This window comes from Colwellia demingiae (assembly GCF_007954275.1).
GTDB lineage: Bacteria > Pseudomonadota > Gammaproteobacteria > Enterobacterales > Alteromonadaceae > Colwellia > Colwellia demingiae.
The window spans coordinates 36662-51644 of record NZ_VOLT01000015.1; the positions used below are offsets into that span (position 1 = coordinate 36662).

The 14983-nt window shown below is 36.7% G+C and carries 9 protein-coding genes; 5 read left to right on the forward strand and 4 right to left on the reverse strand.

Going from position 1 to position 14983, the window contains the following annotated elements; genetic code table 11:
* The first annotated feature begins 71 nt into the window (after nucleotides 1-71).
* From ESZ36_RS20770 to ESZ36_RS20785, 4 genes are all read left to right on the forward strand, one after another.
* Nucleotides 72-1256 carry a tetratricopeptide repeat protein gene (locus ESZ36_RS20770; RefSeq protein ID WP_146791432.1) on the forward strand — a complete coding sequence of 395 codons (1185 nt, stop codon included), beginning with the start codon at nucleotides 72-74 and terminating at the stop codon, nucleotides 1254-1256.
* Complete coding sequence (locus ESZ36_RS20775) at nucleotides 1253-2251, forward strand: M20/M25/M40 family metallo-hydrolase (RefSeq protein ID WP_246129187.1); 999 nt, start codon at nucleotides 1253-1255, stop codon at nucleotides 2249-2251. Before ESZ36_RS20770 ends, ESZ36_RS20775 begins: the two co-directional genes overlap by 4 nt.
* 128 nt (nucleotides 2252-2379) lie before the next feature.
* The gene (locus ESZ36_RS20780; protein WP_146791434.1) at nucleotides 2380-2844 is read left to right on the forward strand and encodes a disulfide bond formation protein B; all 465 of its coding nucleotides are present in this window, start codon (nucleotides 2380-2382) and stop codon (nucleotides 2842-2844) included.
* 46 nt (nucleotides 2845-2890) lie between these two features.
* Nucleotides 2891-3532 carry a DsbA family protein gene (locus ESZ36_RS20785; protein ID WP_146791436.1) on the forward strand — a complete coding sequence of 214 codons (642 nt, stop codon included), beginning with the start codon at nucleotides 2891-2893 and terminating at the stop codon, nucleotides 3530-3532.
* 105 nt (nucleotides 3533-3637) lie between these two features.
* On the opposite strand, the gene ESZ36_RS20790 is transcribed toward ESZ36_RS20785, so the two are convergent.
* From ESZ36_RS20790 to ESZ36_RS20805, 4 genes are all read right to left on the reverse strand, one after another.
* Complete coding sequence (locus tag ESZ36_RS20790) at nucleotides 3638-4528, reverse strand: LysR family transcriptional regulator (RefSeq protein ID WP_146791438.1); 891 nt, start codon at nucleotides 4526-4528, stop codon at nucleotides 3638-3640.
* Nucleotides 4529-4598: 70 nt separating this feature from the next.
* Complete coding sequence (locus ESZ36_RS20795) at nucleotides 4599-6320, reverse strand: Na+/H+ antiporter NhaC family protein (RefSeq protein WP_146791440.1); 1722 nt, start codon at nucleotides 6318-6320, stop codon at nucleotides 4599-4601.
* Between the two features lie 288 nt (nucleotides 6321-6608).
* Nucleotides 6609-7820, reverse strand: a complete 1212-nt coding sequence (gene gltS, locus ESZ36_RS20800; protein WP_146791442.1) for a sodium/glutamate symporter — start codon at nucleotides 7818-7820, stop codon at nucleotides 6609-6611.
* A gap of 128 nt (nucleotides 7821-7948) precedes the next feature.
* Nucleotides 7949-9226 carry a type III PLP-dependent enzyme domain-containing protein gene (locus ESZ36_RS20805; protein WP_146791444.1) on the reverse strand — a complete coding sequence of 426 codons (1278 nt, stop codon included), beginning with the start codon at nucleotides 9224-9226 and terminating at the stop codon, nucleotides 7949-7951.
* A 622-nt stretch (nucleotides 9227-9848) separates the two neighbouring features.
* Between ESZ36_RS20805 and ESZ36_RS20810 the strand changes: the two genes are divergently transcribed.
* Entirely contained in the window at nucleotides 9849-14594 is a 4746-nt protein-coding gene (locus tag ESZ36_RS20810; protein ID WP_246129188.1) for an NAD-glutamate dehydrogenase, read from the forward strand.
* Nucleotides 14595-14983: the final 389 nt, after the last annotated feature.

A 14983-nucleotide genomic window follows, 5' to 3' on the forward strand; every position in this document is an offset into this window, starting at 1 on the left:
TAGTTGCCTAAGTAGCAAGTTATTCACTTTTATAATACGCTTTGATCATTCCTCGTTCTATTGGAGTGATCATGAAAAGTAAATTCTGCAGTCTTTTACTATGCTTGCCACTTTTACTTGCTTGTCAAAGTAATCAAAACCCCCACGTTAGCCAAGTTACTTCTCCAACCGATTTATATTTAGACAATCAATACCTCTCTATAAAACCCATGAGTATCGAAACTGAACAAGAAATTTTTCAGCTTGATGATGATATGCGTGGCATGGTTCAGAATAAGTTAAGTAATAACCTAACCACTCAGCAAAAAGCTCGAGTTTTACTTGATCACCTGTTTAATGAAGAGAATATAGCGTTAAGTTACGACGGTAATGCCAATGTTACTGCACAAGAGGCTTATCATAGTAAATTAGCCAATTGCATGTCACTTACCATTTTAGCGTACGCTTTAGCTGATGAAGCGGGCATGAATATTAGCTTTCAAAATGTCGATGTTCCAGAATACTGGGTACGTAATGGCCAATATAGTTTATTAACCGGTCATGTGAATTTACTCGTAGAAGAAAGCAAGGATGTTGATAAGCGAGTTGTTTGGGGGAAAAGAAAAATCCGAATAGATTTTGACCCTTTTGTTGCTAAGAAAAGCTTCCCTTCTCATACGATTGAAAAACATACTTTACTCGCTATGTTTTATAATAATAAAGGGGCAGAGGAGATGCTAAATAAAAACTACCCTCTGGCTTATCAATACCTTAAAAGAGCTACAATCACAGATAGCCAGTTTTCTTCCGCCTGGGGGAACTTAGGTATTTTATATAAACTTTCGGGTCATTACGATATGGCTGAAAGCGCTTATAGTCATGCTATTAACTTAAACCGTGACAATCTTACCTCTCTAGGTAATCTAGCTTTACTTCTTAATAAACAAGAGCGTTATAACGAAGCAAAGCCAATAGAAGAGTTTATACATAAAGCGCGTGTTAAAAATCCTTATTATCATGCTCTACTCGGTAATGAAGCCTTCTTTAAACAGTCCTATGAACAATCGATAAAGCATTACAAAAAAGCGATTCAACTTGATGATGAACAACATGAGTTTTATTTCGGCTTAGCTAAAGCTTATTACAAACAAGATAAATTAGCCTTATCTAAACATGCCATGAAAAAAGCGGTCGCACTAACAAAAACGAAAGACACGCAAAAACAATATATTGCGAAGCTAAATTTTCTTAAATACCATGAGACAACCACTCCTTGAATAAAAGTATAATACCTTTTGTATTGATATACATATTATGTATATCAATAGCTTGGGGTAGTCCTTGGCGAAGCATAGAACAATTACCAGCAGTTATAACTGAGAAAGACAATTTATCAGTGCTTGAGCATTTAAAAAATTTATCATCTGATCAATTTACAGGACGTAAATTTGCTAGCCAAGGCAGTGTTGAAAGTCAGGCCTATCTTGTCTCTGCGCTTAAGGCGCTCTCAATACCCGCATTTAACAATCAATATCACCACAACTTCAAGCAATCAGGTTTATTTCAGTCAAAGCAGGGCACTAATATTATTGCTTATATACAAGGTACTCATCAAAAAGATGAATACATAGTACTAACTGCTCATTATGATCACCTTGGCACTAAACGAAATAAAGTCTATAACGGCGCAGATGACAATGCTTCAGGGACCGCAGCCTTATTACTTTATGCTAAATTGCTAAAGAAGAGTCCATTGAAGTACAGTGTTATTTTGTTATTTACTGATGGCGAAGAAGTTGATTTGTTAGGCGCTAAAGCTTTTATTGCTCAGCAGTCTAAGATACTAAGTAAGATTAAATTAAACATAAATCTAGACATGATTGCAGGAAGCAAAAAAACTAAAAAATTACACTTTTTAAAAAAGGATCTTTCACAAATACTTTCAACGCAGAAACTTGAAGCGTTAACTCAACTTCAAAATCACTTTAAAACCAACTCAAGCGTTAACTTAACGCCTGGTTTTAGACGTGTTAAAAGCGTAGGCTCTAATGTCAACCGAGCAAATTGGCTTATGGCAAGTGATCATGGTGTGTTCAGTAAAGCAGGAATCCCCTTTATATATTTTGGCGTAGGTACCCATAAAAACTATCACAGTGAATTTGATAATTATGCCAATATTAATCAGAATTTCTATTTAGCTGCTATAAACATCATTTTTCAACAATTGGTTTACATAGATAATGCTATGTATGAGGGAGCAATACCTGATTGATTTAGTAAATTATCTGACCTAAAACAAAGTTAACGATAATTTATTGCAAAGCTACAAAAATGATACAGATGACAGCTACTAAAATTAGTTACACTTAGCGCTCATTTATATTGAACAGATAAAGGCAAATGAATAATACAAAAACAGCTGGCGTTGAGAATAATAAACCATGGAATCTACTTTTCGTCGCATGGGTATTAGCCACAAGTGGTACTTTAATCAGTCTATTTTTCAGCGAAATAGTGCAGTTACCCGTTTGTGTCTTGTGTTGGTATCAACGGATTGCGCTTTACCCTTTAGTAATTATGCTGCCTTTGGCACTATTTCCTTTTGATGTAAGCATTATTCGCTACGCAAACCCATTGGTTATCTTTGGCTGGTTTGTTGCGCTATTTCATGTGTTAGTTGTTGCTGGCATTATCCCTGAAGCGGCACAACCTTGTGTGCTTGGAGTTCCTTGTTCTGAAACCCACTTTAACTTACTTGGTTTTATAAATATCCCAGTGATGTCATTGATCGCGTTTTCTCTTTTAGGGCTGTTACTCTTTCTTGCTAAAAAATCATTTATTCAAACTAATAACAAAAACACTTAACAGAACATAAACTCTAAATTTACTAGGATCTTTACTCGGAATAATCATGAATAATAAAACTATTTTTATCAGTGTTGCAGCATTTATCGGCGTCATATTTATCGCAGCAGTTGGGGTATACAAAAGCCAACAGCCATCAACGATAGCTAGCGAACAATTACCGGCATTAGAACGTATTGGTGCTCCCTCTAAAGGTGGCAAACAAGCGAAAGTGACAATTGTTGAATTTTTCGATCCAGCTTGCGGTACTTGTAGTCAATTCTATCCATTAATTAATAACTTAGTTAAAAAGTATCAAGGTAAAGTTAACGTTGTTATGCGTTATGCGCCATTACATCAAGGCTCTGAAGATGTAGTGAAAATGTTAGCAGCAGCGAACCTACAAGGAATGTATTGGCCAGCACTTGAATTATTATTTGCTAACCAACAGCGCTGGGTTGAACATCACGTATCAAATCCTACTCGTGCTTTAGCGGGCATAAAAACGATAAATGTAGACCATGACCAACTTGATAAAGATTGGCAAAGCAGCAAAATAGCCAAAATAATTGCTCAAGATATTCAAGATGGACAAACATTAAAAGTACGGGCGACACCGCAGTTTTTTGTTAATGGAAAACCTTTAGTTGTGTTTGGTTATGAGGAGCTTGTTAACTTAGTAGAAGAGGCAGTTGCCGAGGCTTATTAGTTAACCTCATTAGCAAAATAGTCAAACACAGTACAAATATAAGCATTATTTGTACTGTGTTATTTGTCTAATGATTTGCATTATGATTATAACCCTTCTTAGTTATTATTTTGAATCATCAGAAAACTCTGTTGTTAAATAGGATAGAAACTCTTGGCTCACTTTAGAAAGACATTTGTTTTCTAGATACAAGGCTTTGACAGGAAATGTTAATGGTGGATTAAAAGATGCAATAGCCGTATTATCTGATAAATTTCCTTCAGCGGTAAAACGATCTACCACGCAAACTCCAACGCCTTGAGCAACGAGTCTGGCGGCAATAAAATAGGTTTGTACTTTTATTAACGCTTCTAGGCTGATGTTGTCTTTCATCATTCTAGTCCATAATAAATCTGCCAACGGGCCACTGTCACCAATATCGATATATTCAAACTCTTTTAGTTGGTTTAAGGTCAACTCTTTAGGGCAGTCTGGGAAACTTAATTTTGGATAAACAATGACTAACTCTGACTGAGCTAACTCAATTGAGGTTACGCCTGGCATGATATTTGGTGCAAATAATATCGCTAGATCACATTTATGTTCTAACAAGGTTTGCATTACAGCATCGTTATGCACGGTTTGTACATTGAAGTTCACCTGATGATGTTTATGATGGTATTTTGCGATTGCACTAGGAATAACGTCAAAGCCTAATGCAGGGCTACCAGCAATATTTATTTGGCCGTACTCTGATTTCTTTATGTTCTCTGCGGTATTTTTTATCGAACGCATCTGTTGGTATATTTTGTCTACTTCATCAAAGAGCATTTCCGCTTCGTCGGTTGGAGTCAAACGGCCTTTAACCCGTTCAAATAAGTCAAAACCGAGTTGCATTTCAGCATGAGATAGCACTTTACTAACAGAGGGCTGTGAAACGTGTAATATTTTTGCCGCATTGGTAATTGAGCCAGTAGTGTAAATGGCATGAAAAATTTCAATATGTCTTAAGCGCATTTTTATTTCCTAAGTTAGTTAGGGGATAATTTATTATGAGGCTTAGGTAAAAAATTAACTAAGCACTTCTTTAGGCAAACAGGTAAACGGTTAGTGTCCATAAGCAAGCGGCAAATGTTGCGGCAAACGTTGCAGGAACTAATTGTGATTTAACATGATCCATTAAGTCACAACCAGTAGTCATAGCACTTAGTATAGTTGTATCCGAAATGGGCGAGCATTGATCACCAAATACACTGCCGTTAAGTACCGTCGCAAAACAAACCATCATATAAATTTCTGGATTTTCCAGTCCTTGAGACTGACAAACAGCCCACGCTAATGGCATGGCTAACGGAAATGCTATGGCATAAGTTCCCCAACTTGTGCCGGTAGAAAAGGCAATAACCATAGTGATTAACTGTAATATAAACGGTAAGATCCAAAAGGGTAATTGCTCACCAAGTTGTGAGACCAAATATAAACCACCACCAATTTCTTTACTGATGCTACCTATAATAACGGCTAACATTAATATCACCGAAGCAAGTACTACACCTTTTAAGCCATTGCCAAAGCCATCAATAAGATTTGTTAATGACATACCTTTTGCTAATGCGATGCCCGCAGACAACAATAAGGCAGTACCAAAAGCCCAATTGATCTTAGGTGATCCTAAAAATATAAAAGTGAACACTGCAATAGCGATTAAGGTGACTAAGGGTAAAATAAACTCTAAAACATGGGGTTTATATCCAGATGGTACATCACAGCGTTGTAACTCTTTAGCACTTAATGGTCTTGCACCTTCAGCGTCTAGTTGGCCAGATGATAAAGCTCGTTGATGGGCAGCACGAATCCGTTTACCTGAGAAGGTGGTAATATTTAAACTTAATAACAAAGTACCTAGTACGGCAAAAATGGCATAAAAACTAAAAGGGATACTACTAAAAAAGAAGTTTAATCTATCCGTTTCTGTTGCTAAGAAGGATACGCCGGGAACAAATATTAACGCTTGAACATAAGCTGGCCACGCATTAAAGGCAATAATAGTTGCAATAGGGGAGGCGGTAGAATCGACAATGTAGCTCATCTCTTCATGGCTTACATTGGCTTTGTCCGCTAAAGGTCTAACGGTAGTACCTACTAATACGGTGCTCATAGTGCCACCTTGGAAAAATAAAATACCAAGTAACCAAGAAATTACTTTAGCTGAGCGCGGACCTCTAACGTAATGTTGTGTCATATAGTTAGCAAAGGCTTGTGCAGCACCTGTTTTAGACCAAATGCCTAATAAGCCACCCAACAACCATAAATAGAGTAATAGTAACGCGGCTGTGCCTTCTTTAGCTAAGTTGGGAATGATAACAGCATCAGTTAAATCATATTGACCCAACATTAATGAGCCGACCACTATACCGCTAAAGAGTGAGGTAAGCGGCTCTCGAGTTAATAAACATAAAGCAATCGTGATAAAAGCAGGCAGTAGCGACCAAAAACCAAAATGAAAAGCGGGCCTAAGTAGCGTTATTTTATGGGCTGAATCTTTAACCCATTGTTGTTCTAATAAGGGATCTTCGGTGAGTCTATTTAAGTTTTCTTGCCTAAGTGGTGATTGTTGATAAGGAACAATCGTTGCAATAAGAACTTCTTTACCTTTATATATATAGGCGTGATTACCTGAGTCTGTTTGGTAAGTATCATAAACATAAGATTGCTCCAGCCAGGTTTTATTAACCGAATTACCGACAAATATTGCAGCAATTAAGCCTAATATAGCAATGACTAATGCCAGGGTATTATTGCTACTCATTTCTGAAACCCTCGCAGATAAGGATTTTATAGTGTTTAATCATTCTTTTTCCCTTTGGAAGCTAATCCATAAAATAAAATTTTGATGGAAAAACAACACGAACTTTATTATTTTAGCTCTAAGTTATAACCTAAGGTTATAGGATAGACTTAAGTAGATAAAGGAAGTAATGATTTTATTTTAAAATTGCACCAACATCTTGTAGATAACTGGTTTATAAACAATCTTCGTTGTTTTATAAACCATATCGTTCATCTAAATGGCATATTTACTAGTAGTTATTATTAACTATGGGCTGACAAAAGGAAGACTCAAGTAGAGTTGAATAACCAGAGCATTGGTAATATCTATAAAGAATGCGCCAACTAAAGGGACGACTAAGAAAGCCTGTGGTGAGGGACCATGTCTTGCGACAAGAGATTCCATATTGGCTACTGCAGTTGGAGTAGCGCCTAAACCAAAACCACAATGACCACCAGCAATAATGGCAGCATTATAATTTTTCCCCATTATTCTAAAGGTAATAAAATACGCAAACATCATTAGCATGACAGTTTGAATCAAAATGATCACCACCATAGGACCAGCTAAGCTTGCTAATTGCCATACCTTTAATGACATTAAGGCTAAGGCTAAGAAAATAGAAAGTGCCATCGTTCCCCATAAATCTATGCAAGCTCTGCTGATAGTGTACCGTTTAGATACTTCACATAAGTTGGTGGCCATCACGCCAAATAACAAAGGCATTAAAAAAGCGGGTAGGACAACATCAGCTTCTTTTAAGCTAAGGTAAACGACATGACCAACCGTCATACACAATAAGATGACAAATAAGGTTTCCATCATTTTTTTAGGCGTCACTAAATCATGATCTTCAGGATTGAATGTTACTATGTCATCGAGCTCTTCATGATATTCATCAGCTTTAAGATTATAACGAGTAATAAGTCTTTTACTCACCGGACCACCAACCAAACCGCCTAAAACCAAGCCCATTGTTGCAGCAGCCATAGCCAATTCAAAGATGTTAGCGGGCATATTATACTCAGTAATGAATAAATCAGCGTAAGTTGCGCCATTACCGTGGCCACCTGATAAAGTGACGGAACCGCCAATTAAACCCATTAATGGATTCATTCCAGTCCCTATTGCGATTGAAACACCGATAGCATTTTGTACGAGTAAGTACACGGTTGCCACACCTAGAAATAAAACAACTTTAGGGCCACCTTTTAGTAACAGTGAATAACTAGCACCTAAACCTACGGTGGTAAAAAATACTGTCATGAGTGGATTTTTAAAACTCATATCAAAATTAAAGTGAATGTCAAAAATTGAGTGTGCGATTGCAGCCAATATTGAAAAAATAATGCCGCCAACAACAGGCTCTGGAATGTTGTTATTTCGTAAGATTGAAACTTTGCTATTACAATAATACCCTGAAAAAAGAATGATGAGTGCTACCACGAGCGTTTCAAGAATACTGACATTTATTTCCATAGCTAAGCTCACTTTATTATTAGTAACTCAAAAAGTAGGCTTTGCTGTTAATTAAAACAAAGTAAACTAGATTGAGTATTTTTAATTGAGGTTTTATTTTTTTATGCTTTTTTATCGGATAACAATCGTTACATTTTGTTTAGAACATCCTCAAGAGATTCGCCTTTGCGGATACATTTGATTGTTAGATCATCATCGTTACCTGTTACGGTATAGATCGCCACTCTAGGTAGGCTGTTATAATCAAAATGATTGGTAAAGTAATAGCCACCAGTATCGTGCACCATCACATAATCGTTGCTTTCTAGTTTTGGTAAGGCTTGATTACTACAAATAAGATCACCAGCAAAACAACAGGGACCTGCCACATCGGTTGTTACTACTTCTGATGTTCGCGCGGTTTTTTCTTCACCATCTGTTGTATAGCCAGTCACTCTTATAGGCCATGATTTAGGTAAAAAAGCAGTGCGGGTTATAATTTGTGCACCAGCATGAGTCGTTGCAATATGGCGTCCGCCAGAGTTTTTAGTGTATTCAACGCGAGTGATAATAACGCCATTTTTAGCAACAATAGCACGACCAAATTCAGTTTTTACTTGATACTTATCGGTAAATAATAAGGGGACTTCGGCTTTTAAAATATCAGCATAATCTTTAAAACTTGGCTTAATGATCTCTGAACTAAAATTAACAGGTAAGCCGCCGCCAATATCTAAACGCGTTATTTGTTGAACGCCGACCAGTGAATTGATTTCCTCTGCAAGTTCGGTAATTATTTTAATCCCATTTGCCATTAAAGATAATTCACAGCCATGAGAGCCAGAGTGCGTATGAATGCTATTTAACCATGGACGCTTTTTATAAATGTTGATGAGTTCATTACGATTGTCACCATCTACTAAGGCGTAACCAAATTTAGAGGTTGCTGTCGCTGTGCTCGTTGAACCTATTTTTCCACCACCAATTTGAGGGTTTACACGAAAACCTATCACGGATTTACTTTCAGGAAATTCAAGCATTAATGCATCAATACGCTCAAGTTCCTGCAAGTTATCTATGTTTAGTGCTATGCCACTCTTTATACAAGTTCTTAAGTCCTGAATTGTTTTTGCTGGCGAATCAAAAATAATATTTTCGGTTGAAAATCCGGCGGTAAGGGCTATTAATAGTTCTCCAGGACTAGCAACTTCGGCTCCCATGCCATATTCACGCAAAGGCTCTAACACTTTAACTAATGCATTAGCCTTGACCGCAAAGGTATGAAAAAAGTTGGCAGGAAAAGCTGCATAGGCGTCATTAACTGTTTTTCTCAAACCATCTAAATCCATTACGCCAATAGCAGTTAAATTGTGATCAATAACTTGATTGTTAATAGCCGTTTTAATTATGTTTTGTTTTCTGTTCATATTGGTATCTTTTAAATTAAGGAAACATGCAACTGTTGTGGTAACAGGTGATTCTTTGTCGATACCTTTAAGATAATGTAGCAAGGTGTAAATGGATAATAGTTAATCTTTGCTCGGTAATAACTTTGGGTTATGTGCTTAAGTAGTATGTGATTAAGTTCCATAAGCTGCTATTAGCGAATAAAATTACTGCTACAACGTTTGGTTATACCCTCGACAAAGAAATGAATTTGCCTGTAAAAGCGGCAATAGCTACGCTTTTACTTATACCAAATGAAATAATGAATGGGTCAAGTTAGAGCTGTGTCAGGGAAGTTAGAACAAGTAAAGTTTGTGCGTATATAGTCGTTCTATATCAAACAAATTTGTGACGTTATCACTTTCCTGACAAGCTCCCAAGGGCGAGTTTAAAAGGTATATATGCAGCGTTATTGATTTTGACAAGGGAATAACCATTCTCTTCAATCAATGCCTTGCCTCTACACCTTTTAATTCTCGCTGAATGATCTATTCATTACTTCAATTGGTATTACACCAACTGGATTCATTAATAAACCATTTGGTGTTAGCACCTTCTCCCTTATGAGAATGGCTCTTATTATACCAATTAAGGCAATTTATTGTGACTGTCACTACTGATTTAGAATTATGTCGTTTTATAAATGAAAGCTACCAGGAAGCAGACGTTATTGCTTTTGAAAGATTCTCTCAGCAAATGTTTAACAGCGCGCTCAGTGCTGATTTAAAAACGCTTTCAACGTTACAGCGTTATCAAATAGCCTTGTTATTATGGCAATCTTTTTGCTGTCGTAGTACAAATGAAAATAAAGTTGTTATCGAAAATAGAACACAACAAGATGCGCTAGCTGATGGAGCAATCATATCAATTATTACTGATGATAAAGCTTTTATTGTTGATTCAATCTCTGCGTTAATGATGGCACATGGGTATAAAATTAATATGTTTTTGCACCCAGTCGTCAATCGAAATCAAATTTTAGAAAGCAAAGAACAAACGGATAATTTTTTTCAAGATGAGTCAATTTTATATATAGAGCTTGCTAATCAACTAGGGCCAATAGTGATTGGAGAGCTGGTTGAAACAATCCAGAAATTGTTGGCTGATATCGCTAGAGTGACTCAAGATTGGCCTTTAATGATGGCCAAAAGTGAAGAAATAACGCATGAGTCGTCGAGTTTCGATGGTATTAATGCCAAAAGGTTTTTATCCTGGCTTTGTCAGGAACACTTTGTTTTTATTGGTTATAATTTTATTGGTGCAAATAATATCGGTAACGCGATACTAGAAAACAACTGTTTAGGTGTATTCAATGATGATGTTAAAGCAAGTAATCCCGCGTTAACGCTTACTAGTGCGGAATTTAAACAATTTATTGCCACGCAAAGCACACTGAAAGTAAGTAAGTCATTAGTAAAATCAACTATTCATCGGCATGACTATCTTGATTTGGTCAGTGTTAAAGAGTTCTCAAAAGATAGAAAGCTAATTGCTATTCATCAGTTTTCAGGTTTGTTTACTCAAGTTGCTAATAACCTCCACCCGAATAAGATTCCTTTTTTGAATGCGAAGTTAGCACAAGTCCTACAACAGCTTAACCTGAAATTGGATAGTCATGATTATCGTAATTTTATCCATATTCTTGCGGTTTTACCCAAAAGGGAATTATATGAAAGTAGCGTTGAACAACTACTTGTTTTAGCGAAGAGCATACATAGTCTTAACGTGAGAAGTAACTCAGGTGTTTTTATCAGAGAAAATGATTTTGATGAACAAATTTCCGTGCTGGTATTTGTTTCTAAAGATGCATTTTGTACGGATTTACGCGATGAAATTGAAGGTGAGTTATCAAGGGCTTATCAAGGCGAAATATTATCACGTAATTCGATGCTCAATGATAATTACCTAGCGCAATGGCATTTTATTGTTAAAAAAGGCGAATGCCTTAATCAAGAAGTCGATATTAGCGCGCTGATAGCAAGTATCGAGACTAAAACGCAAAGTTGGAATGAAAATTTAATCACGCTGGTTTCGCAATTATGTCAGGGCCAACAAGTAAGTTTATTACTTAAGAAATATAATAATGCTTTTTCAAAAAGCTATCGAGAGCACTTTTCTCCAAAACAAGCCATCGGAGCGATAAATAACATCGAGTGTTTACATGCTAATAATACTCATCAGTTTCAAATTTATCGTTCAGCACAAAGTCAAAGTGAGCTTACCTTAAATATATATACCGTAGAGAAAACCATTGCGTTAAGTGATTCTATCCCCATTCTAGAGCAGTTTGGTTTCAGACCTGTGGATGAATTTAGCTTCAAAGTCAGTTGTTCAAATAGCGATGCTAGGAGCAAAGTTTATAGTTATACCCTTGAGTACTCTAATGAAGATGTAGATATTGATGCTATAAAAATCAATCTTGAACACGCATTAGCAGAGGTTTGGGTGGGTAAAATTGAAAGTGATGGTTACAACAAGTTATTACTTGGTGCCAATCTCAATATCAGACAAATTGTTGTTATCCGTGCATACGGTAAATATTTACGTCAATTAGGTCTTGGTTACTCTGAAGAGTACTTCCAGCAAGCTTTGATTAGTTACCCTAGTATCGTTCATGGCTTAGTCAACTTATTCGAAGCACGTTTTGCACTAAGTGATCAAGGTATTGAACAACGAAAAGCAGTAACTGAGCTCATCAAAGCGGATCTACTGCAAAGCTTAACTACCGTCTCAAAAATAGATCATGACAGGATTTTGCGTAATTTTATTGCTGCTATCTCGGCAACAGTAAGAACTAACTTTTATCAAAAATCGTCTACGGGTGAGGCAAAAACTTATTGCTCCTTTAAAATACGCAGCGGCGAAATAGATGATGCACCACAACCGAGACCTTATGTAGAAACCTTTGTTTATTCTCCTCAAGTTGAAGGCGTTCATTTAAGGTTTGCTCCCGTTTCTCGGGGTGGTTTACGATGGTCCGACAGGCAAGAAGACTTTAGAACTGAAGTATTAGGATTAGTTAAAGCGCAACAAGTTAAAAATGTTGTTATCGTGCCACAAGGTGCTAAAGGCGGCTTTGTACCTAAGCAACTACCCGACAACGGCTCGCGTGAAAGTGTTACTAACGAAGCGATTAGTTGTTATAAGGTCTTTATCTCTGCTTTATTAGACATCACTGATAATAATACTGCTAACGGAATAGTTAAGCCTCAAAATGTTGTTTGTTTTGACGATGATGATAGTTACCTCGTTGTAGCTGCGGATAAAGGTACGGCTACCTTTTCTGATATTGCTAACAAAATAGCTAATGATTATGGCTTTTGGCTGGGTGATGCGTTTGCCTCGGGAGGTAGTGTTGGCTACGACCATAAAAAGATGGGTATCACTGCTAAAGGTGCTTGGGTATCAGTACAACGGCATTTTAGTGAGATGGATATTGATGTCCAACAAGATGAAATCAGTGTGATTGGTATTGGTGATATGTCCGGAGATGTCTTTGGCAATGGCATGTTATCTTCCAAAACGATAAAACTGGTGGCTGCTTTTGACCATCGCGATATATTTATCGATCCTAATCCTGATAGTGCCTTGAGTTATGTTGAACGAAACAGGCTTTACCACCTTGAACGTTCATCGTGGCAGGATTACGACAAAGCATTAATTTCTTACGGTGGTGGTGTTTTTAGTCGCTCGGTCAAACATATTGAATTAACGACAGAAATAAAACAATTACTTAATATTGATAACCAGATAAAACAGTTGTCGCCAGATGAATTAATTCGTCAGATTTTACAGTGTCAGGCAGATTTACTTTGGTTTGGTGGCATTGGAACTTATGTCAAAGCTAGTACTGAAATTAATACCGAAGTAGGGGACAAGGCTAATGATCTATTACGTATTAATGGTAATGAATTACAGTGCAAAGTCATTGGTGAAGGTGGCAACTTAGGTTGCAGTCAGCTTGCCCGAGTAGAGTTTTCAAAAGGTGGTGGTAAAATTAATACCGATGCAGTTGATAACTCAGCAGGTGTTAATTGTTCAGACAGTGAAGTGAATATTAAAATTTTGCTTAATGGTTTAGTTGATAATAAAAGTATGACAAAAGCTGAACGTGATCACTTATTAGCAACCATGACAGACGAAGTTGGCGCTATGGTACTGCGTAATAATTATTATCAAGCGCAAGCGTTAAGTATTGATGAGGCGAACAGTCAGTCTCACTTTGATAGTTTTACCCGTTTGAGCCAATACTTGGTTAATAATGTTGGCTTAAATCGTGAGTTAGAATACTTGCCTGATGATGAAGAACTACAATCGAGAAATTTAGCACAACAAGGGTTAACTAGGCCTGAGTTAGCGGTGTTGATGGCGTATTCAAAAATGGATGTGCATGATGCTCTATTAGAAGAAAAACAATTACTAACGGATGGGTATTTCCAAAAGTACTTATTATCAGCGTTTCCTAATGTGTTAGCTAAAAAATATACTCAAGACATTCTCAGTCATCCTTTAGCACAACAAATTATCGCTACCAGTGTCGCTAATGAAATCTTTAATCGTGGTGGAATACATGCTGTAAGAGAGCAGACAGGTGCGACTATAGCCGAAATTGTTAAAGCTTTTATTATTGCGAAAGAAGTTTTTTCACTTGATAATATTTGGTCTGAAATTGAGTCTTTACATGGGAACGTCTCGGCACAAGTACAAATTAAGATGATGATAGAGGTGCAACGATTTTATCGTCTGATGGCTATCTGGTTTATCAACCATTCTAGCTCAGGTGATAGTATTGCTACTATAGTGCAGCGTTATTCCCCTGGAATTAACACCCTACAGCAACTTAATGGTGATGAAATCACTTTGCCTTTTTCGCCAGTTGATGAATCACTGTATCAACTTAAAAGTGAAGTTGACGGTTTAGTCTTAGTGGATACTATTCATCAATTAAAAGTATCGAGCGTGGTTTTTTGCGACATTGTTAAAACGGCTTCAGAGCTTAATTTATCGGTGACAGAAATTCTTCCTTGTTACTGTCAAGTAAGTAAAATACTTGGTCTTGCTTGGTTAATTGAGCAAACGGAAAAAGTGCAGGCTAAAGATCATTGGTCAAGGTTAGCACGTTTTAGTTTGTTACTTGATTTGTTAGAGTTCAGGGAAAAACTCGTACTTACGGTGCTCAAGAATAACCGAGAGTCATCTACTGATATTGCAATTGAACTATGGGCTACAAGCAAAAAAACGGAATTAAATAGGGTGCATAGAGTGTTGGACGATTTAAAGGTTGCCGGTACGGTACACATTAATAAACTCTACTTCGCCAATCGCCAACTAAAAGCTTTAATCGCTTAACTATTAACTTTTAACAACTGCAGCAGCATTAATTACCTGTCACTTGCTTGTAATAAGCAGTGATAGGTAATGATCACTGCTTAATGATTTTATCTGTCACCTTTAACCGTCCACTTTCTTAATTAAATCAATAGCTATCAACAAATCATTCTTCTATTTCATAATAGTTTTCTATAATTTATCTGAATAATGCTACTTTTTCCGTTAAAGATAGCATTAATATACTTAGATAAAATTCAACCTATAACCCTAGGTTATAGATAAGCAATAAAGGGTCAATTGTTAAAGCTGTAATTTAAGTTCATGGTTAAGGTGAATGAAACGTAACTAAATGATCAGGTAGCTAATAACCTGACAATTATAAAACAAGCGAAATTACAATGGTGGAT